This window comes from Acinetobacter terrestris (assembly GCF_004331155.1).
GTDB lineage: Bacteria > Pseudomonadota > Gammaproteobacteria > Pseudomonadales > Moraxellaceae > Acinetobacter > Acinetobacter terrestris.
In genome coordinates, this window is sequence record NZ_SJNZ01000009.1 from 45,799 (window position 1) to 66,622 (window position 20,824).

A 20,824-nucleotide genomic window follows, 5' to 3' on the forward strand; every position below is an offset into this window, starting at 1 on the left:
CTTAATTTTTATTAATATTTAGATGACTTGTTCTTCAAATTGATCTGATTCATTAAGCGCTTGAAAAAAAGCATGGCTTAAAACTTGATCCGTACTGTATATCATTGCCGCAAGTTCCTCTGGCAAATGCATGCCCAACATAAAGCCAAAAATTTTTGCGAGTGATTGTGTATTCCCAAACATTTGTTTTATGTATACAAAATGATGATTTTCTATTAAAGCTGGGGTAAATATCTGATTTATTTTTTTAATCACCGTGATATCAGTTGCACCATCTAAAACCAGTACAAAAGGTTGTTCCTGCTGGGTGTATTTCGTATGACGAGGTACGGCCTGATTTAAACATGTTGCTAGATCATGGACATTGAGTGCAATTTTAAGTGACTTGATGGCTTCTGCATGGTCAATCTTTACGTCCCGAGCAGCTACGCACCAACTGGATGCAAATTCTGCTGCCAAATAATGATCCGACAGCCACATTTTTTCATCCAGCAATTCTTGATCAATCTCAGAATCCACATTGATCACCAATGACACTTCATGTAATTGTGTTGATATTTGACCTAATAAATTCAGCCAGTTTTTATAGGAACTTTGCTGATTTATAAAATGATGTTCGATATGTATTTGCTGCGAAATGATGCCCAGAGATTCTACAAAATTAAGCAGCATTTCATTGTTTGAATTTTCATCCCAAACATGCAATAAGTTGTCTGCTAATAAAATATGAATATTCAATCGATTTAGACGCGGCACTTGTTCAACCTGAACGTCTTGATCATCTTCATGCTGTGCTTGATAGTCGGGGTCGATCCATGCAGGATGCATGCGATATTGGTATGCCAGTTCACTATCATAAAAGAATGCAGACTGTTTTAAGTGTTGAGCCACCTGCAATAGAATTTCACTTTGCTGCTCTAACTGGTGTTGAATCAAGGTTTGGATTCGTTGCAAACGCCCCTGCTTCTCTTCTATATCGTCGTCATCGTTCTGTTGTTCCAATACATTATCCAATGCTGTAATTCTGTATGACAACACAGGTAAGCCATAAGCATTGGTTAAGTGCCGATCCAACTCAGGACTTTTAAAGTTTTTTAATGCATTAATAATGCTCTTATTTTCACCGAATGCATTGAATACAGATGATGAGAAGATATTTAAATTCAGCCATTCAACATCTTCAACTTGTTCATTAATTTCTGATGTTTTTTTATTCGACTGTGGTTCCAATAAGGCTATTTTTTGCTGCTGTTTACGCTTTTTATATGCATTGTAAGCTTTATAAATTAAATAGGGTGCAAGCAGAATTAAAGATAAAACTAATGGTAAAACAATAAAATAGGACAATAAATTCATGCTAGATGGATCATATTGCACATCACGCCAATAATAAATAATCGCTATGCTGACCACTAGAAATATACTGCTAAACGTTGCTAAAACGAGTTTAATCACTAAATATCCCCCAATAATGCATAACAGGTTTCTGAATTATGTTCAGCAGGTTTAGGCATTAAAAAAGCCCCCTGCGCCAAGCCAAGTTGTAAGTTGGAATTTAGGCAAAGAGGCTGTAGTTCTTCTTTTTTTAATATCAAACGTAAATCCACCATGAGGGTTGGACTACACCAGGTGGTGAGGATTTTTTTAAGTTTTTCACTCATTTTCTGCTGGGGTAAAAAGCTGAGGTAATCTGTTCGGGACAATGGACCAATCTGGATTTCTATTTTTCCGTCGATTTGTCGAATACTTTCACCACAGAAGGTATTCACACCCAATAAACTTGTGCTTAAGCCGCCCAAAGTTATTTTTTGTGCATCGTCTAATTTGAATTTTTCTTTAATAAACTCTTTGATTTGAAAATCAGCTTTGAAAATACAATTTAGCATGGTGCTTAAAGCATAAGCCGTATTATTTTGCCCCTGCATTAAACCTGAAAATTCAGCGAAATAATCATCTAATTCACATTGATCTTGTTGTGAACTGACATAACCATTTAAAGCATGCAGAATATCAAGATAATCATTTTCTTTTTCTATTTCATAACGTACCGGCAAATGATAAGTTAAGCTTGCATCTACATATTGTGTAGTGAGCTTATGATTGAACAATCCCAGAAAGTTAATGGATTCTACTTTCTGCTGCCGACTACTGTGTTTAATTTTATGACTATAGGTATAAGGTAAAGCCCCTTGCATACCGGTTAAACCGACCATCAGATTGGTAATATGTATGTGTTCATTATCCAGTTTTAATGTTTCAATCTCAGATACTGGAAAATTAAGATTTAAAGAACTGTGAAATTTAAAGCTATTCGCCCAATACCCAGCTCTGGATGACTGCGGCACGTGCCGCAACAAGCGAGTTGCTTGAATAAACTCATAAGCCGTAGGTATGGTGATCAGATCATCTATTACAGAAGCTTCTTGCCACCAACGTTCTGCACGCATTGGTATAACTCCTGTTGACTATTTGAATCACTAACAATGACATCTACATAACTATTCATTTGAACTTTTAAATTAAAAACATGACTTAAAAGCTGAGTAAATATATATAGGCTATGCCCTCTAAAAACTTGTGCATCAATGCTTAAATTGACTTTAACGCCTCGTACAAATAATGGAAAAGGTTTCGCCTCAACCAGTTTCTGGGTCAAAGAAAAATGGATATTTTTAATCGAATCGATAATGAGATGATTTTCTTTTGATTTAGATAAATTATAAAGTTCTAAAAGTTCTTTAATATGGCTGACCGCATTGTCTTTCATTAAGGACAAGGTATTCAAAGACAGATGCGAAATAATACGCCATTGTTCTTTCTTATTTTGCTCAAAATAATAGGGCTTATTGGGTCGCTTTAATACCACTGCGCGCCGTGCCAAATTACTATCATTCAAATTCAGGATATTATTGGCCTGACTTAAAGCCTCATGCGGCAAATCTCGATTGCAACACAATAACCTGGTACTGATAAAATCAGACTTGGTACTCTGTGGCGATAAGTGTTTTGAAATAATAGAGTAGCCTGTTCCAACAAATTTATTTTGTAATTGCGTTGGATTGACACTATAGAAAAATTGAACGTCATTCTGATGATAATGACTCATCGCAAAAAATGGCAAAACAGGAAAAGTTCTCTGATCTTGATTACTTTTCTCCCGAATCATATTCATCTCAAGAATTGAATAAACTTGATAAAATTCGGGATGATGAGCATCTGTCACCAAGGAATATTCCAATTGTTTATGATTGATTTTCTGGGGTTCTGCTTGCTTATTAAATAGATTCACCACTGGCGTCGAGAACAATTTAAAGTTAGCAACATTTAATTCAGCATAATTTTGAATACATGCCTGATCATTCAGATTTAACTTTAAATGAATCAGCACTTCGAATTCGTTTTTCTCGATTGGTAAATGCTTTAAAAAATTTAAATTGAGATTTAGATAATTAAATTTTTCAGGAAAGCAAAAATATTCCATTAACAAACGGTAAGCTTGATGAGTATGCTGATCGATTGGTAATAAACTTTCTGTTTCATCAAAACCCACCACTTCAAATGGATTGGTGATTTCAATAAAATCATTCCCCACTTTTAATGAAAATCCAGTACTTTTATTGAATACGTTATCTAAAACCTGTAATGGGAAATTGGAAATTGCATCCAGGTAAATTGGCAATTTTTCATGAATTAACTGTTCTGTGCTTTGATTAAAAATTTCAAAACCAAAACTCAAGATCGCATTTTGATTTAAATGCATATGCGCACTTGGATTGGTCTTAAAATTTAGCCGATTCAATAAAATAGGCAGTAATCTAACTGGTCTCGTCGTTGTAAATTCACACTGTACCCCTTTAAAACTACGTGACTTTAATGCAGTTGATTTAGGAATTTCATGTACTGCAGTCAGTTGTTTAACCTTGTTGATATCCTCAAAACTCACCACTGAACATGCAGGGAAAGGTTTAAGGTATTGAGGAAACATCACCTCGAATAATGAGCGGGTAAAAACCTCATAACTATCTGCCAACTTTTTATCAATACGCGCAGCCACCAGTGAAAAAGCCTGAATCAAACGCTCAATATGCGGATCATCAATTTGTTCCTGATTGAGCGATAAACGCTGAGCAATTTTTGGATATTTTTGCGCAAATTCACGCGATTGTTGCCCAAATTCTTGTAATTGCTTTTCATAATACGGTAATAGTTCTTCAATCACGGAAAACCCACTTAAGATCGTGCGGAAATAACATATTGTTGTGTTATTGGTTTTAATAAAGCATCAAAAACAACCGGTTCAAATAGAGGATAAATGTTTAAGTAGGCTTGAATACTTAAACATAGCGCTCCCATATTATGACCATCGAGTAACATCTCGACTTTAATTTGTCTTAACCTCGGTTCATGTGCAGCGATTGATTGTTCAATGGATTGACAGATTTTGTCCCGATCAGTTGGATTAGCGGTGGATAATCCAACAAAATCAATAATCCCAAATTGCAAAATAGATTGTTTCGCTAAAGGAAAATCATCAATTAAGTCATCCAATTTTGCCATACGACTATTCAGCAAATCCTCTAAATCAGAGGCAATAGATTCCCGCAGTTGTTGAAGCGATATTCCCTGATAGTTTTTCTCTGTTTCAGGCAATAAACGGTCAAATAAAGTTGTTCTAAAACCATATGGATAAAGTTGATCTAGATTCATGTTTTTCTTATTTATTCATGTAATTGATGAAGAAATAGAGGCCAACATAGGTTAGCCACTATTCTTGTCACCAAATTATGCAGCGTAAGATGCTGTATTATTTGAAAGTGACCATTTTTTGGTTACAGCACCTTTTTGTGTGCCGTTAATATCTTGTTGATTATAGGTCCACTCTACCGCTGCATATTTCAAACCGAATGATTCTGTAGGTACACCTTCTTCATTTACGTGTGGCGTTACGCTAGATACCAGAACATGTTTCAACTTAATTTGAAGATATTTAATACGTTTATCACCATTGGCACGGTAAAAATCGATTTGGACTTCATCAAAGGTATGGCCAGCTGAACAAGCTTCCCAAAGTTTTGGACTTGTCGCATCCAGATCTTTAATAAACAGCATATCTGAATGTTCAACACGTTCAGCAGTATGCCCACCCACACTTGAAGATGTTGCAGATTTTGGTTGGCGGATATTGTGTGCCCAAGAGTTCACCTCAAGCCAATCTTTATGCTCTGAGTCACGAGATTCGCCGTCAACTTTATATTTTCCTCGAAATTGCACGTATATATCTTTCATTTTTATAAGTTTTCCTATTTTTATTTTAAGTTATTATAAATTGCACTCTGATTAATGAGAGGACTGAGGTAACTCAGTAACGAGTCGTAAAGAAACTGATAACTCATCCAATTGAAAATGTGGTCTTAAAAAGACCACAGACTTGTAGTGTCCAGGTTGAGCTGGATTCTCTACAACTTTTACTGAAGCTTCACGAAGCGGATATTGTGCTTTCGCTTCTTGCGAGGCTCCATCGTCTAACAAAACGTATTGCGATAACCATTCATTTAAAAATGCTTCAACATTTCCAGCAGAGGCAAAACTCCCCACTTTGTCACGCATCATGGCTTTTAAATAATGGGCAATACGAGAAACCGCCATAATATATTGAATCTGGCTAGATAAAGCTGAATTGGCATTTGCTGTATCGCTATCATATTTTTTCGGTTTTTGAGTCGATTGCGCACCAAAGAAAGCGGCATAATCTGTATTTTTACAATGCACCAGCGGAATAAAGCCTAAATCACTGAGTTCTTTTTCACGACGGTCGGTAATGGCAATTTCAGTTGGACATTTAAAAATTACTTCACCATCATTGGTTTTAAAGGTATGTATGGGTAAACCTTCAACCAAGCCCCCGCCTTCAACACCACGAATGGCTGCACACCAACCATGCATATCAAAGGCATTGGTTAAACGTGTCGCAAATGCATAAGCCGCATTCATCCATAAATATTCATCATGATTTTGACCAGACACTTCTTCTACGAAGTTAAATCCTTCAGTGACAGTACCTTCTTTAGGATGATATGGCAGACGACCTAATACGCGTGGCATGGTTAATGCGACATAGCGTGCATCGTCACTTTCACGGAATGAACGCCATTGAACATATTCGGCTGTTTCAAAAATCTTAGAAACATCACGTGGTCGATTAATATCTGTAAATGATTCAAGCCCAAGGATGTTGGGACTTGCTGCTGAAATAAAGGGTGCATGTGCAGCAGCTGCAACATGAGAAATTTGCGCCAACAAATACATATCTGATGGCGTGCGATCAAATTCAAAATCACCAATTAAAGTTGCATATGGCGCACCACCAAAAGAACCATATTCTTCTTCATAGATTTTTTTAAACAAGGTGCTTTGGTCAAAATCTGTCGCACCCTGGAAATCTTTCATCAGTTCTTTTTTAGTCGTATTAAGCATACGAATTTTGATGAGAGAATGTGAAGGTGTTTCCTGGCAAAAATAATATAAACCACGCCATGTTGATTCAATTTTTTGAAATTGTTCATGATGAATAATTTTACTTAACTGATTTGAAATCAAGGCATCAATTTCTGCGATTCGTTTATCAAGCGACAAAGTCATATTTTCAGAAACGATAATAGTTCCTGCCATAATTTCTTTAACTAATTCGCCAATCAAGCTTTTTGCTCGATCATGTTCTTCACCATTACGGGCAATACGGCTTTGCTCCACAATAGAGTCCAGCAAAGTGAATTCTTCAACATCGGTATTGGTTGCATGAGCAGTTTGTAAATTATTCATGTTCTGCCTCCGCGCTTAATCTGCGAACTTGATCAGTATTCTGTAAAACCTCATCAAGTAAGTCTTCAAGACGTTCATTATTCGAAATTTTGTTGCGTAAATCGGTTAAACGCTCGCGTGCTTCAACCAGTTTACGTAAAGGATCAACCTGCTGTACTACATTTTCCGGACGGAAATCTTGCATTGAGTTAAAAGTTAAATCGACTGACATACCTCCGCCTTCTTCAGTTAAAGCGTTTTCGACCTGAAAATTTGCACGTGGCGCAAGTGATTGCATCACCTCATCAATATTATCCAAATCAACATTGATAAATTTTTTATCTTTTAACTTTGTTTTTTCTAATTCTGAAGCAGCCGAAAAGTCACCTAACACCCCAATAACAAAAGGTAATTCTTTTACTTCTTTACCATCACCCACTTCTACATCATAAGTCAGTTGTACACGTGGTGGACGAATTCGTTGTAATTTCTTTTGCACACTTTCACGTTTAGCCATGGATGTTCTCCTATTTTAGTTCTTATTAAATGAAGCAAATGGGCTTGAACCAGAAGCTGTCGTATTGCCATTTTGTGGTTTGGCTTGTGCTATGGTGTTTCGTGCAGGTGCTTTAGCTGTTTTGAGTTTTGCATTGTTATTTTTTTGGTGATTCACCTGAGTGGCTTTATAAGCCGAACGGTTCAAGGAAGCATTTTTATTGAAAGTGTTTTTTGAGAATTTTTTTTGTTTAATTGACGCATCCGTGATGGCCTGAGCATCAGATGTATCCGGTTCAGGTAATGAGATCTGAATATAATCCGACAGTTTTTTAGCTGCAGGATAAGTCGTTTGCGCACTTAAATAACGTACTTCATTGGAACGCATATATTGCAAAGAACTCTCGGCTATACCGACCCCTGCAAGAAAAGCAACATCCGTAAGAGCAGCACGTTGAACATTTTGTTGATGTAAATTCTCTACCAACTGCAATGCTTTCAGATTTTTCCCAAGTTGCTGATATTTTTGTGCAGCTTGAATTAATAATTCACTTTGCAAGGCGATATTTTTCTTATTCTTTTTATCGCATATCTGGCTATAAATATTGAGTAAATCGCGGTCAGTTTCACCAGTAACTAAAGGATAGTCTTTCATACACCCTTTTTTTAGTTCAACTGGTTTTTCATTAGCAAAGGTTAATTGACTCACCAAGATCATTACAATCAAGGGGATAAAAGATATATTTTTATTCAAAAGATGCCTCTAATTATTCTAATTTTAAATTTTATTGTTTATCTGAGTTAAATCATGTTCCGCGATTTTCTCAATTTAGTTTAATTTTTATGACTTCAAATCAACGTTGCGAATTTAACAAAAAATAATCACTTCAAGTCAACAGGAAATTAACAGTAATCGGCAATTTTTTTCATGATTTATTGTTTATTTATGTAAAAGCAGCTAATTTTGGTCAAATATTTTTTAATATTTCAAAATAAATGTGTAGAATGTGCCAGATGCTTTAACAGATAAAAATATAAGGTATTGTTTTTAATAAAAATTAAAAAATAATAAGATCCACCCCATTCGGATTGAAATAAAAATAAAAACTGATTGTTCTTTTGGAATATTGAGTAACATATGAATAATTTAAAAATTTTGATCACAAAGTTATCTTCCTGTGCCCGTATAGCACTGGAAAAATCGGCCAACACCTGTATTTCTCAACAAAATTATGAAATAGAAATTGAACATTTCTTTTTAGAACTTCTACAGAATACTGCAAAAAATGATTTACACCTGTTATTAGAAAAGTACAAAATTTCAACTGATGGTTTAATTGCTGATTTAAAACAAAGTATTTCACAATTACCTAAAGGCAATGCACGAACCCCTATTTTTGCAAAATCAATTGTACGTCTATTAGAACAAGCTTGGTTATTGGCTTCGGCAGAACAAAGACCATTAATTCGAAGTGGGCATTTACTGGTTGCAATATTGACTGCATCCGATCTTTATCAAATTGCGACCCGTGCTTCGAGTTTATTTGAATTGTTCCCGATCGATACAATGAAGCACAAGTTTTTGGAGGTATGTTTACACAGTATTGAACAGGAATCTGAACAAAATGAACATTATCAAGACCCAACAATACATCCAGAGCAATTAGAACAAACCTCGAAAAAAACACCGGCTCTAGAGCAATACACCATTAACTTAACTGAAAAAGCAAAAAATGGTGCAATTGACCCGGTGATTGGCCGTGAATTTGAAATTCGCTTGATGCTTGATATTTTAATGCGCCGTCGTCAGAACAATCCGATTTTAACAGGCGAGCCAGGAGTTGGAAAAACCGCAGTCGTTGAAGGTTTAGCTCTAAAAATAGCCAATAATCAGGTTCCAGATGCCCTAAAAAATGTCCATTTGCATGTTCTGGATATGGGGCTATTACAAGCAGGTGCCAGCGTTAAAGGTGAATTTGAAAACCGATTAAAACAAGTGATTCAGGAAGTTCAAAATTCTAGTCACCCCATTATCCTATTTATTGATGAAGCACATACCTTGATTGGTGCGGGTGGCCAGGCAGGTCAGAATGATGCGGCTAATTTACTCAAACCGGCTTTGGCTCGTGGTGAATTACGTACCATTGCGGCAACCACTTGGGCTGAATATAAGCAATATTTTGAAAAGGATGCTGCGTTAAGCCGTCGTTTTCAAGTGGTTAAGATTGAAGAACCAACAGAAGCTGTTGCAATAGATATGCTACGCGCAATGATTCCGGTGATGGCAAAGCATTTTAATTTGCAGATTGATGATGAGGCGATTGTGGCAGCAGTACACTCCTCTCATCGTTATATAAGTGGTCGTCAACTTCCCGATAAAGCGATTAGCGTACTTGATACCGCAGCTGCGCGTGTTGCACTTACGCAGAATGCTCAACCGGTAAAGTTGGATCAACTTCAAGCACAACTGCATAATTTAAATCTTGAACGCGATATTCTGGAAAACGAGCATAAAAATCTACCGATTCATCATGAGCGTCTAGAAGCATTAGGTCTGAAAATTGAATTACTTAAATCTAAAATTATCGCTACTGAACAACAATGGCAATCTGAACTTAAAATTGTTCAAAACATTCAAGCGTTTGAACATAAAGATCAGGTAGCTGAATATTCAAATCAAGATAAGCATACGATTTCTGCCCTTCGTCAGCAATTGGCTGATATCCAAGGCGTATCCCCCTTGGTTTATGAATGTGTAAATACACAAATCATTAATGAAATTATTTCAGACTGGACCGGTATTCCTGTAGGGAAGATGGTCAGTGATGAAATTAAACAAATTCTGACTTTAGGGGACAAACTTGCTGAACGTGTGATGGGGCAAGACTATGCATTACAGCAACTGGTTCAAGGCATCAAAACTTCAAAAGCAAAACTAGAAGATCCAAATAAACCACAAGGTGTATTTTTATTGGTGGGTCCAAGTGGTGTAGGTAAAACTGAGACAGCTTTAGCCCTTGCTCACGAATTATATGGGGGTGAGTCTCACCTGATTACTATCAATATGTCTGAATATCAGGAAGCCCATACGGTTTCATCGCTTAAAGGTGCTCCCCCGGGATATGTTGGATATGGTCAAGGGGGCATTTTAACTGAAGCGGTACGCCGTAATCCCTATAGCGTTGTTTTGCTAGATGAAATTGAAAAAGCACATAACGATGTTCAGGAATTATTTTATCAAGTTTTCGACAAGGGCATGCTTGAAGATGGCGAAGGCCGTTTAATTGATTTTAAAAATACCACAATTCTTTTAACTTCCAATACAGGCTCGAGTGCCATTATGCAAGCCTGCTTGAACTCGCCTGTTGAAGAATGGCCAACGGCAGAAGAATTAATCGTTCATTTAAAGCCAAGTTTATATCAACAATTTAAACCGGCATTTTTAGGTCGTATGCGTGTGGTTCCTTTTTTTCCTTTACATGATGAATTACTGCTACGCATCATCACACATAAATTAGGCAAAATTACTGCACGTTTAGAACAACAATACACAACCAAAGTTACCTATAGTGAAGATCTGATTGAATTACTGCTTAGCCGTTGCACTGAAGTCGATAGTGGCGCACGCAATATTGATAACATCCTGAATGCATCGGTATTGCCTGCTTTAGCCACAGAGATTCTGGTTTGCTTGGCAGAACAGAAGTTACCTAAACAAATATTTATTGATGTTCAGGATGAAGAAATTATTTATCAACTTGACCCGATAGCTAAAACAACAAAAAAACGTACGAAAAAAGCCAAAGTTATAGAAGCATAATTTTAAAAAACTTTATTTTAAAAAAATTAAAAAAAGAGAAAGCCAGGACATGAGTTTAGAACTCGAAGCATTATTAAAAGCAATTTCACTTGAAGCCCCGTGCGGGATGGATTGTTCATTTTCCAATGAGTTTCATGCCATTAAGAAAGCAAAAACTCAGGATGACCCGCTGTTAGATCAGGGTGACTGGATTACTGAGCCTAAACAGGCAGACTGGAACTTTGTAAATAGCAAAGCCACTGAATTGCTGACTGAAAAAACCAAGGATATTCGGTTATATAGCTGGTTGATTGAAGCATGGTCAAAGCTGTATGGCTTTGAAGGTGTAGCCAAAGGTTTAGAGTTAACCCAACGGAGCTTAAGTGATTTCTGGATGTTATTGCATCCAGAAATTGAAGATGATGATTTGGATCAACGTCTGGGTTTACTGCAAGGACTGATTAATCAGCTGCCAGTATCAATCAAAAATATCCCTGTGGTGAATCTATCACCTTTTTATTCTTTAATAGATTATGAGGCTTTATTACATCAACAAAATTTACGCCGTAAACATACTGAAGATAATGATCAAGTTAACTTGAACTCATCACTTGAGCAATTTGAACAAGCACTTTTTAATAGCTCTAAATCTTTTCAGTATAAAAATTATCAAGCGTATTTAGAAATTTTGAAACAGTGGAATATTTTAAAAGATGTACTGAATGGCTTAATGGGCCTAGATGCTCCAAGTTTTGCAGTAATTGATTCTCAACTGGAATCCATTCATAGTAATCTAAAAAAAATATATAAAGCGGATGCCTTCGGTTCGCTAGAAGAAGATACAAATAAAATAAATCCTGAATCTGGAACAAAAATTTCGCCTGAAGCTATTCATTCACCTATTGAAATTGAATCTACAATCACCACAAGGCATCCACAAAAATTTCAACCGCAACTTCAAAATCATGTGGCAAATCGTGAACAGGCCATGCAAGTTCTACAAGACATTGCCGATTATTTTCAGGCCAATGAGCCGCATAGTCCGGTCAGCTATATGCTGCATAAAACCATTAAATGGAACCAGATGCCGTTACATGAATGGCTAAGCCAAGTCATAAAAAATGAAAATCCATTAGAAACTGTACATGAACTTTTAGGTGTACAAAAAAATAATCATGACACAAATAACGATGGGTAAATTAAATGTTTAAAGCAGAAAAGATTCTTTGGGGCGAAGGCTTATTTTTACGCCCACAACATTTTCAATTACAGGATGCCTATCATGAACAGCGCTTGAATCATACGATTCGTTCGACCATTCCTTTTGCTTATGGTGTGCAATCGATTCAGTTTGATGAAGTGCAATTAAGTACTCATGTCTTGGCTTTAGAAAAAGTGAACATGATTTGGCAAGATGGCGATATTTACCAGGCGCCTGCACGTGACTTATTACCCCAACCCATTCAAATGGATGATTTAAGTTTACGTGGTGAAATAATGGTTTATTTGGCCTTACCGTTGATTCAGCCGAATAAACGTAATGTAGCATTTGAAACCAGTACACAGCCTAGCCGTTATCATTCACATCTTACAGAAACCCATGATTTGTTTACTGATGCGAGTGCAGCAGATATCACTTTATTACGACGCCGTGCGGAATTTAAACTATTTGAATCCAATGTTGAGCCTAACCATGAACTGGATGGCTTCTTGTATTTACCCGTAGCGAAAGTTAAACGTCAAAGTTCTGGAAATTTTGAACTCGACCGTAAGTTTATTCCTCCGATCTTGCACATTGAAGCATGCGAAACACTGATTTCCGGGTTAAAACGTACATTGAATGTGATTAAGGCCAAGATTAAAACCATTCAAAGCAACAATCGTGAAAATGAGCAAAAGTTGATTGAATTCCGTTCAGGCGATATTGTCTCTTTTTGGTTGGTCAATGCCTTAAATACTGCACATGCCACCCTGAACCATCTATTACAATATCCGCATATTCATCCAGAACGGCTATTTTTTGAATTATTACGTTTAATCGGATCACTGCTCACCTTTTCTACTGCATATGAAGTTGATCAATTACCGCAGTATAAGCATCATCAATTACAGGAAAGTTTTTCCCAACTAGACGTTATTTTACGTGATTTACTCGATACGATTATTTCAAATCGCTATATCAGTATTGCCTTAAAAGAAATGCGCCCATCTTATTGGCTTGGAAGCTTGGAATCAGACAAAATTACGCGTGACACGCGACTTTATATCGCAGTTTCAAGTGGCATGATGCAAAACCATGAATTGGTTCAGTTGGTACCGCTACGTTTTAAAGTGGGTAATACCGTGGATGTTGAACAACGTGTAGTTGCAGCCCTTCCGGTCATTCCTTTACATCACTTGATGCAGGTTCCAACGGCAATTCCGGTGCGTTCCGGTGTTAGTTATTTCGAAATAGAACCAAATAATGAGTTGTATCAACGGATGCTAGAAGCGGAATCGATTTGTATTTATATCCCTGCAGGTTTTCAGGATATCTCGATTGAACTGATTGCAGTGATGCAATAGTTAAGGATCATTACCATGACTATAAACAATAATGCCCCTTCACTCTTTGAGGACGGCCAAATTGGGACGGGTTTGAACTCGAGCATAACTCAATCTAAAATCACCAGTACGGCTAATCTTGTCGATTTATTACATGACGGTTTCTATATCGTTTTTTTACTGAAGAACCAATATGTTCCAGCCAATGCAGATGAATTTCGTGACAAGATCTTGAGTCTGTTAAACCGCTTTGAAAATCAGGCACGAAAGTTGCTATTTTCAGCAGATGATATTCATGATGCCAAATATGCCTATTGTGCATTACTGGATGAAACCATTGTCACACAACAAGATGCACAGTTTTTTGAGTTGCAAAATCACTGGATGATTAGCCCATTACAATTAAGCCTTTTTGGTTCACAACTGGCAGGCTATCGTTTTTTTGAAATCTTGGAGTCGCTTCGTAGTCACGATAAAGAACGGCTGGTAGCATTGGAAGTCCTTCATTACTGCATGCTTCTGGGTTTTCATGGAAAATTCAGAATTGAGTCTATACAAAATTTAAGTCATCTGGTGGCACGTGTTGGAGATGAAATTAACTTTTTAAAAGGCAAAAAAACTGCCTTTTCTCCATTTTCAGCCTTGCCTGATCAAATTAAAAATATTATTCATCGCGAATTACCATTTTTTGGGATTTTAATCTTTTTAGCAATTTTTGCCTTATCTTCATTTATTGGCTTGAATTTTATGCTTTCAAAACAAAATAATAATTCATTAGCAGGTTATCAGAACATTATTAGTTCACCTGCCGAACAAGCCTATATCACCATTCATTTACCATAAAAGAAAATAAAAAAATGGCAAAAGAAAAACAGACATCTTTGAGAATATTACAGCCTTCAAAAAAGATACCTCACCCACGCGTATCGTATGGAGTTTTAGGTTTTTGTATGGGCGTTATTTTTAGCGCTATTGCAAGTTCTGTTTATTTACATCATTTCATTCATAATAAAATTGAAAGTAGCTTGCTATCCAGCCATACAGACCACTTTGAACAAGATAACCTAAAAAATAAGCCGCTTGCTACAGAGCTAGACACTCGTGTCATTGAACCGGATATTCAAATTCATCAACCGGTGCAATATGAAGAAAATCCAGTTGAATCTCCTCAACCTAGAGAAGACGACTTAAGTAAAGTATTTATAAATCAAGGTCAATCCGAGCTCGTAGCGAAAAGCCTAAACAAAACACCAGTAATACCCAAAGAAACCGCCGTGGCTCCATGATTCTTGTCATCTTTATTTGCTTTATATGTTTAGCTTGCAGCCTGGCTCTATTATTTTCTTATGAATTACGCGCTAAAGTACAACAATCTTTTCTGGTGCTTATTCCTCAAAGTAAGAAGCAATTAAATTCTGTCAGGTATTTTGCTCAACATTTAAATAATGCTGCAGCTCCTGAACAGATCCAGTCGCATTGGCATTTACAACAATGGTGGATTCTAGTTGCCGGCTTTTTTCTGTTTACCAGTATCTTGATTTTTGCATTTACGCGCCCGATTAATCCAACCAAAATTCAAGCCGATTATTTAAGAGAAGTGGATCCTCAAATTTATGCCTTGCTTGAGGGACAAATACTTTCACCACCACCCGAAGTGGAAGAATCACTCATTGAAGAAGCCATTATTGCTGCAACGAATATTGAGTCTGCTCAGCCCAATGTTCAGGCAAAAGTATTTAACCCAAATGTTGAAGATGTGTATATGCAGCATTCACATGCTGATCTGGCAGCAGCTGATCGCAAGTGGCACAAAATGAATCCGCGTTATAAACAGCGTTTACTGATGGTCTTTAAAATCATGCAGCAACGTCATGGTTATGAAATGGTGTTATTAGAAGGTTATCGCAGTCCAGAGCGTCAAAATACTCTGGCCGGTAACAGTAATGTTACCCGTGCCAGAGGTTTTCAAAGTTATCATCAATTTGGTTTAGCCGCCGATGTTGCCTTTAAGCGCAATGGCAAAGTTTTTATTTCTGAACGTGATCCATGGGCAATGCAAGGCTACCAATTATATGGGGAAATTGCAGAATCGGTAGGTTTGACTTGGGGTGGCCGCTGGAAATCCATTCAGGATTATGGTCATACAGAATATCGCATGCCAGGACTCAGAAAAACGGCTGAAATGGCTGAACAACTCACCTCTGAAGGTCAACTGTTGGCAAATAGCATAAATTAATACAGTAGCAGTTGAATTAAATTTAGCCGCTACTTTCGATATCTGAGCCTAGTTTAAGTATTTATTCATCTCATCCAGAACTTGCTGGGTTTTCTCTGCATGTAACCAATGCCCAGCATCTTCTAACACTGCAATTCTAGCATGGGGAAATTGCTGCCGGATCGCAGCAAAATGTTCATCTTTACTGATATATGCAGATTTACCGCCACGAATAAACAATGCTTCTTTTTGCCAAGGCTGAATCATATTCCAATTGATAATATCCGGATAATGGTTAAATAAAGCCTCAACATTAAATAGCCATTGGCCCTTATTAAATGATTTCATTAAAAATTGAATCACCATTTCTTCATGCAAATATTCACGCATAATCTGCATCGCTTGTTGTCGGCTTTCAATCTGCGCATTTTGTACTGTAAATAAGGCTTTAAAAATTTGATCGTGATGACTTTCTTTATATGCAAATGGTGTCATATCCAGCACGACCAATTGTTCCAAGCGCTCTCCTGCACTATTTGCCAATTGCATGGCAATTTTTCCACCCATAGAATGGCCAATCACAGAGAATTTTTGAATATTCAAAGCATTCAATGTTTCCAAAATATCCACTGCCATGACTGGATAATTCATTTCTGGCGAATGTGCTGAATGTCCATGATTACGGACATCAATTTGAATCACTGAATGGGATTGATAATATGCTCGTGCTAGCATGCCCAAATTACTTAAACTGCCAAAAAGACCGTGAATAAATACCAGAGGTGTTTTTCCTGTAGCCGCTTCATTGAGATGAATTTGATAATTAAGAATCATGGATTTCTTTCATTACATTTTTAGATAGTCTTATGTTTATTGATAACTCAGATTTAATCAATTGCCATTTTTTAAAAATCTATTTTTTGCTTAGGCTATTTGCGATTATCCAAAATGGATAAAAAAGACTCTTACTCTAAATATCATTGATTTTGGATAATTTTCAAGAACAAGCAAGATCAAGAAATACATGAGGCTGAATTTATAACAATATATTTAAAAACATATACTTATATTCAAAATCCCACAGGGTTGATCCTTAGCTATATTTAGACCTTTCCTGTTGTCTTACTCAATAAAATCGCTTATTTAAAATAATTTAAGGGCAATTTTAAATAACGAATACCGTTTGCTTCAGCTTCTGGACATTGCCCGCCTCTCATATTGATCTGGATCGCAGGTAGAATCAGTTTAGGCATAGACAAGGTAGCATCACGGCGGTTTCGCATCTCAACAAAAGCAGCTTTAGTGGTACTGCTATTCAGGTGAATATTGGTGTTTTTCTGCTCGGTAATACTAGTTTCACAGCTATATTCCTGCCGCTCTTTGGGTAAATAATCATGACACAAGAAAACCCGGATATTTTCATCTAATTGATAGAGTTTTTTGACTGAATTAAATAAATCATCAGCACTGCCCTTCGGAAAATCACAGCGCGCTGTGCCATAGTCCGGCATAAATAAGGTATCCCCGACAAATACCGCATCACCAATCACATAGCTTAAACAGGCTGGCGTTGGGATGTTATAGGCAATCAATTCACCAATGTTAAACTGTTCGCCATCTTCAAATAAATGATCAAATAATTGATGTGCATTTAAGTGTTTGATGTCTATATTATAAATTGCACTAAATGTTTCCTGCACAATGGCAATTTTTTTGCTCATTGCGATTTTGCCACCTAATTTTTCTTTTAAATACTGCTATGCTGTGAGATGGTCTGCATGGACATGGGTTTTCAAAATCCATTCTATGCTTAGGCTATTTTGATGTATATAGCCAATGATTTGATCTGCATGCGTGGTCTTGGTTGTCGCTGACGGCGCATCATAATCCAAAACACTATCAATAATTGCACAGCGCTGACTGATAGGATCAGTCACCACATAACTAAAGGTATTGGTCTTTTCATCAAAAAAATGCTGCACTTGTGGATGTTGCTTCATGAATTTCTTCCCATCAATTTACGATGAATTAACATGCCAATCATCATTGCGGCCATAAAATAAAGGGCTTGATAATATCCCAGACCAATCAAAGTCAGACTGGGTGCCGGGCAAATCCCTGCAATCCCCCAACCGATCACAAATATCAAACTTCCCATTACAAGCTTGTAATCTATCTTATTATTTTTAGGTAAATCAATTATATATACATATGCTGTTTTGAGAGCCTGATTATGCATTTCCCTTCGAAACAGAATAAATGCCACGGCGATTGCACCTAACATGACAAAGGTAAGGCTTGGCTCTTATTGGTGAAAAAATCTGGAAAATCTAATACTTTCTTAGAATTGGATATGCTTGAGAAAGCATCAAACCGATTGCAAGAAATTCATCAGACAAACAAGTCCGTCCATATGCATTTCATGCTAGAACGTTCCAATAAGATGAGAAATCACGTATCGATAAAGCGCCTGTAACGATAAATGTTAATTTTACGACCCTTCAACACTTAGACAGCCGTTTATTTCACAATTCCCGTGTACAGCCACAACTCATACGTGTCCACCCCTTAGACCTTACAACAATTAGCATCAAGGGACTCGCCTTAAATTCAATATTTGGCGTTTGCAGCATGCCATAGAAAACGGCACCACAAATAGCCCCAATACAAACCATAATGCCGGGGTTTTAAATATCGTTTGAGGATTTAATACTTGAGCAATGAGGCCGCTCACCCCAGCAATACGACCATTGACATACAAATATCCCACTACGGACTAGCCTATAAGTGTTCCACCTAGGAATGCGAGCAAGAAATCGTGCATGTATTAGTGCTCCAAAACAATATACTTTTAAATATTATATATAAAAATATATTTATATGATGGATATTTTGTGGATTAAATATCGAACGATGGAAAATTAGGCGAAACCACCCTATAAATCACTATACGTCTTACATGGCCTAAGTATTATAAAATATGGTTAAATCTTGTTTAATTTATTGCAGACCTTTTAGAAATCCAGACTAATCCCTCTCGCCAAGTCATCTCATACATCAATTAAATCACTGCTTACTTCTGCTGCCAAATCAAATATATCTAATCCTGAAGTCACCTCTGTATTGTCATTCTTATCTTGTTACTTGTGCTCAATTTCTGGCAAATCAAGATCTGCATCAATGGTTTCTATCTTTTGAAATGACCTGAAAAATTTATTACTCTTCTACAAAATTTTTCAGGACTTTTTCTGCAAACCACCATGGCAATTGCTGAGCATCAGGATTCATTTTTAAAGTTTCTGCAGATTGAATTTCTGCAATAAATGCCGCCTTTTCACCATTGGAAGAGTTATCAAAAAAATAGGTTCGATCACTGGCATCTACGGCCTGCATGAGTAAATCCATACTACGGTAATAGCGTTCAACAATCTTTTGTTCAGGTACAGGATGTCCACCCACACTGACCCGATATTTAACTCGAGCAATATTAATCATCGGATCGACTGTCGATACATAATACAAATAGGTCTTAAAACCCTGACGTTTGGCTTCTTGTAGAAATTCCACTTTAGAAACATGAGACATCACCGTTTCAAAAGTAAAACTGATCTTTAAGCGTAAAAATTCTAGGCGAATATAATCAATAATACGTGCGCAGAGATAGGAGTCTATTTCCGATGCATCAAACTGAATGTTCCAATCATCTAATAGAATAGGCTCATTTGTTAGTAAAGGAACCAACTGTCCAGCATTCGGACGTTTTTTCTGTTTGAGGAAATCTATTAGATCTTGTGCTTTTAAAGCAGGATGATAAGCCATCAAATCCAGTTGATGGCTATGCTTAAGGTTTTGTTCTAATTCATCGGCATTTAAATAAGCCCCAATATGATGGGGCAATAAATATTCTTTGACTGTACTTTTTCCAGATCCATTGGGACCAGCAAACATCCTTATTCTTGGTTGAGGCATTAAGTTATACAGCTGCCTCTTGTGTTCTCTTGCGTTTTAACACTTTAGGAAGATCATTAACGCTCACATAAGCCTTAGATAGGTCACGAATCACGGTTTCTTGTCCATTCACTTCGCGTTGTAGCAGTTGCTGTTCTTTTGCATAAACGACTGTCGCGACCGCACATGCTTTGTCAAAGGCATGACGAAATGCATGTATAGCAAGTTTAGGAATCATATCATCCTCATATTTGCCTGCTTTCATGATGCTATAAGCTGTCATGGAACAACTCCCGTTACACAAGGTATATTTCTATCTCATATTAACATAGTACAAATAATTGTCTATTTATACACCAACATAGAAATGTAACGCGTGGCTAGATGGATTCTTAATTTAATCATGCCATTTCATTTAAAGCGATTAATTGACTTACTGACTGACTAGAATCGCTTTAATCACTCTTTAATCATTTCGGAAGTAGTGATTAAAGTCTTCATCCATATTTTAAATATTGTTATTTTTAGATCCAGATACTTAAAAAATAAAAGCCACCTATTTAGTGGCTCATATCATCAATAATTTAATCGGTTGATTCTTACTTAAGCTTGGCCTTCTTTCCATACATCTTCATAATCTTCACGATCAATCATAAAGCGGAAACCTTCAGCCAAAGCCAGGTACGGAAGGACTTCAGGCAAAATATCCTGTAACTCTCGAACAGTCATGGTTTGAAAAAAATCTTCACCCTCTCCCATTTCCCCACCATAGATAAACCAGGCGACATTTTCTTCAGTTTCAGGCTTTTTACGAATCCCGACAATCGGTTCCTGATTTAAGGTGTCTACAGCAACCGCAACAACATCGTCACCACTGACTTTGATATAAGCAGAATCAAATTCCTCGCATAATAGCTTTTGTTCTGCGATTAATTCTTCCAATGGAGATTTCTGGTTCATGGCTTATACCTTGGTAAATTGAGCTGAATAAGACATTTTATCCTAGATCATAAATATGTAGGCAA

At 36.8% G+C, this 20,824-nt stretch carries 19 protein-coding genes and 2 pseudogenes; 6 read left to right on the plus strand and 15 right to left on the minus strand.

Annotated features, from left to right (window positions below):
* Positions 1-18: 18 nt before the first annotated feature.
* The 8 genes from E0H81_RS06770 to E0H81_RS06805 form a co-directional block, all read right to left on the minus strand.
* Positions 19-1,455, minus strand: a complete 1,437-nt coding sequence (locus E0H81_RS06770; RefSeq protein ID WP_131317631.1) for a hypothetical protein — start codon at positions 1,453-1,455, stop codon at positions 19-21.
* Positions 1,455-2,447 (minus strand): type VI secretion system baseplate subunit TssG, encoded by a 993-nt coding sequence (gene tssG, locus E0H81_RS06775; RefSeq protein ID WP_131317633.1) that lies wholly within the window; start codon positions 2,445-2,447, stop codon positions 1,455-1,457. Before tssG ends, E0H81_RS06770 begins: the two co-directional genes overlap by 1 nt.
* Complete coding sequence (gene tssF, locus E0H81_RS06780) at positions 2,411-4,219, minus strand: type VI secretion system baseplate subunit TssF (RefSeq protein ID WP_131317635.1); 1,809 nt, start codon at positions 4,217-4,219, stop codon at positions 2,411-2,413. Before tssF ends, tssG begins: the two co-directional genes overlap by 37 nt.
* Positions 4,220-4,230: 11 nt before the next feature.
* Entirely contained in the window at positions 4,231-4,707 is a 477-nt protein-coding gene (tssE, locus tag E0H81_RS06785; protein WP_131317637.1) for a type VI secretion system baseplate subunit TssE, read from the minus strand.
* Between the two features lie 75 nt (positions 4,708-4,782).
* Entirely contained in the window at positions 4,783-5,286 is a 504-nt protein-coding gene (locus E0H81_RS06790) for an Hcp family type VI secretion system effector (RefSeq protein WP_131317639.1), read from the minus strand.
* A gap of 51 nt (positions 5,287-5,337) precedes the next feature.
* A complete protein-coding gene (gene tssC / locus E0H81_RS06795; RefSeq protein ID WP_131317641.1) occupies positions 5,338-6,819 on the minus strand; it encodes a type VI secretion system contractile sheath large subunit in 1,482 nt (493 codons plus the stop codon).
* Positions 6,812-7,315: a type VI secretion system contractile sheath small subunit gene (tssB, locus tag E0H81_RS06800; RefSeq protein WP_131317643.1), complete on the minus strand. Its 504-nt coding sequence runs from the start codon at positions 7,313-7,315 to the stop codon at positions 6,812-6,814. Before tssB ends, tssC begins: the two co-directional genes overlap by 8 nt.
* A 15-nt stretch (positions 7,316-7,330) precedes the next feature.
* Positions 7,331-8,047: a hypothetical protein gene (locus tag E0H81_RS06805; protein ID WP_131317646.1), complete on the minus strand. Its 717-nt coding sequence runs from the start codon at positions 8,045-8,047 to the stop codon at positions 7,331-7,333.
* A gap of 384 nt (positions 8,048-8,431) precedes the next feature.
* Between E0H81_RS06805 and tssH the strand changes: the two genes are divergently transcribed.
* From tssH to E0H81_RS06835, 6 genes are read left to right on the plus strand one after another with little or no spacing between them, the layout of a single operon-like run.
* Entirely contained in the window at positions 8,432-11,113 is a 2,682-nt protein-coding gene (gene tssH, locus E0H81_RS06810) for a type VI secretion system ATPase TssH (protein WP_131317648.1), read from the plus strand.
* Between the two features lie 49 nt (positions 11,114-11,162).
* Positions 11,163-12,290, plus strand: coding sequence for a type VI secretion system protein TssA (gene tssA / locus E0H81_RS06815; RefSeq protein ID WP_131317650.1), 1,128 nt, complete (start codon positions 11,163-11,165; stop codon positions 12,288-12,290).
* 5 nt (positions 12,291-12,295) lie between these two features.
* Entirely contained in the window at positions 12,296-13,657 is a 1,362-nt protein-coding gene (tssK, locus tag E0H81_RS06820; protein WP_131317652.1) for a type VI secretion system baseplate subunit TssK, read from the plus strand.
* A 15-nt stretch (positions 13,658-13,672) separates the two neighbouring features.
* A complete protein-coding gene (icmH, locus tag E0H81_RS06825; RefSeq protein WP_131317654.1) occupies positions 13,673-14,479 on the plus strand; it encodes a type IVB secretion system protein IcmH/DotU in 807 nt (268 codons plus the stop codon).
* 14 nt (positions 14,480-14,493) lie between these two features.
* On the plus strand, positions 14,494-14,922 hold the full coding sequence (locus tag E0H81_RS06830) for a hypothetical protein (RefSeq protein ID WP_131317656.1): 429 nt from the start codon (positions 14,494-14,496) through the stop codon (positions 14,920-14,922).
* Entirely contained in the window at positions 14,919-15,872 is a 954-nt protein-coding gene (locus E0H81_RS06835) for a M15 family metallopeptidase (protein WP_131317658.1), read from the plus strand. Before E0H81_RS06830 ends, E0H81_RS06835 begins: the two co-directional genes overlap by 4 nt.
* Positions 15,873-15,920: 48 nt before the next feature.
* Here E0H81_RS06835 and E0H81_RS06840 read toward each other — a convergent pair whose 3' ends face one another.
* The 7 genes and pseudogenes from E0H81_RS06840 to E0H81_RS06870 form a co-directional block, all read right to left on the minus strand.
* Positions 15,921-16,685 (minus strand): alpha/beta fold hydrolase, encoded by a 765-nt coding sequence (locus E0H81_RS06840; RefSeq protein WP_131317660.1) that lies wholly within the window; start codon positions 16,683-16,685, stop codon positions 15,921-15,923.
* A 305-nt stretch (positions 16,686-16,990) separates the two neighbouring features.
* Positions 16,991-17,851 (minus strand): annotated as a pseudogene (locus tag E0H81_RS06845) (MBL fold metallo-hydrolase).
* Entirely contained in the window at positions 17,848-18,135 is a 288-nt protein-coding gene (locus tag E0H81_RS06850; RefSeq protein WP_425320990.1) for a DUF6691 family protein, read from the minus strand. The pseudogene E0H81_RS06845 and the gene E0H81_RS06850 overlap by 4 nt, the downstream one beginning before the upstream one ends.
* A 253-nt stretch (positions 18,136-18,388) precedes the next feature.
* Positions 18,389-18,621: pseudogene (locus tag E0H81_RS16125) on the minus strand (YeeE/YedE family protein); the annotation flags it as partial.
* Between the two features lie 446 nt (positions 18,622-19,067).
* The gene (locus E0H81_RS06860; RefSeq protein WP_378235505.1) at positions 19,068-19,799 is read right to left on the minus strand and encodes an ATPase; all 732 of its coding nucleotides are present in this window, start codon (positions 19,797-19,799) and stop codon (positions 19,068-19,070) included.
* Positions 19,800-19,824: 25 nt separating this feature from the next.
* Positions 19,825-20,082, minus strand: a complete 258-nt coding sequence (locus E0H81_RS06865) for a hypothetical protein (protein ID WP_131266281.1) — start codon at positions 20,080-20,082, stop codon at positions 19,825-19,827.
* A 320-nt stretch (positions 20,083-20,402) separates the two neighbouring features.
* Entirely contained in the window at positions 20,403-20,759 is a 357-nt protein-coding gene (locus E0H81_RS06870) for an immunity protein Imm33 domain-containing protein (RefSeq protein WP_131266282.1), read from the minus strand.
* Between the last annotated feature and the right edge of the window lie 65 nt (positions 20,760-20,824).

What these genes read in the sequence shown, in the direction of transcription:
- tssG (WP_131317633.1), bottom strand. Translation starts at nt 2,447, where the DNA reads ATGCGTGCAGAACGTTGGTGGCAAGAAGCTTCTGTAATAGATGATCTG.
- tssE (WP_131317637.1), bottom strand. Translation starts at nt 4,707, where the DNA reads ATGAATCTAGATCAACTTTATCCATATGGTTTTAGAACAACTTTATTT.
- E0H81_RS06790 (WP_131317639.1), bottom strand. Translation starts at nt 5,286, where the DNA reads ATGAAAGATATATACGTGCAATTTCGAGGAAAATATAAAGTTGACGGC.
- tssC (WP_131317641.1), bottom strand. Translation starts at nt 6,819, where the DNA reads ATGAATAATTTACAAACTGCTCATGCAACCAATACCGATGTTGAAGAA.
- tssB (WP_131317643.1), bottom strand. Translation starts at nt 7,315, where the DNA reads ATGGCTAAACGTGAAAGTGTGCAAAAGAAATTACAACGAATTCGTCCA.
- tssH (WP_131317648.1), top strand. Translation starts at nt 8,432, where the DNA reads ATGAATAATTTAAAAATTTTGATCACAAAGTTATCTTCCTGTGCCCGT.
- tssA (WP_131317650.1), top strand. Translation starts at nt 11,163, where the DNA reads ATGAGTTTAGAACTCGAAGCATTATTAAAAGCAATTTCACTTGAAGCC.
- tssK (WP_131317652.1), top strand. Translation starts at nt 12,296, where the DNA reads ATGTTTAAAGCAGAAAAGATTCTTTGGGGCGAAGGCTTATTTTTACGC.
- icmH (WP_131317654.1), top strand. Translation starts at nt 13,673, where the DNA reads ATGACTATAAACAATAATGCCCCTTCACTCTTTGAGGACGGCCAAATT.
- E0H81_RS06830 (WP_131317656.1), top strand. Translation starts at nt 14,494, where the DNA reads ATGGCAAAAGAAAAACAGACATCTTTGAGAATATTACAGCCTTCAAAA.
- E0H81_RS06835 (WP_131317658.1), top strand. Translation starts at nt 14,919, where the DNA reads ATGATTCTTGTCATCTTTATTTGCTTTATATGTTTAGCTTGCAGCCTG.
- E0H81_RS06840 (WP_131317660.1), bottom strand. Translation starts at nt 16,685, where the DNA reads ATGATTCTTAATTATCAAATTCATCTCAATGAAGCGGCTACAGGAAAA.
- E0H81_RS06850 (WP_425320990.1), bottom strand. Translation starts at nt 18,135, where the DNA reads ATGTTAGGTGCAATCGCCGTGGCATTTATTCTGTTTCGAAGGGAAATG.
- E0H81_RS06860 (WP_378235505.1), bottom strand. Translation starts at nt 19,799, where the DNA reads ATGTTTGCTGGTCCCAATGGATCTGGAAAAAGTACAGTCAAAGAATAT.
- E0H81_RS06865 (WP_131266281.1), bottom strand. Translation starts at nt 20,082, where the DNA reads ATGACAGCTTATAGCATCATGAAAGCAGGCAAATATGAGGATGATATG.
- E0H81_RS06870 (WP_131266282.1), bottom strand. Translation starts at nt 20,759, where the DNA reads ATGAACCAGAAATCTCCATTGGAAGAATTAATCGCAGAACAAAAGCTA.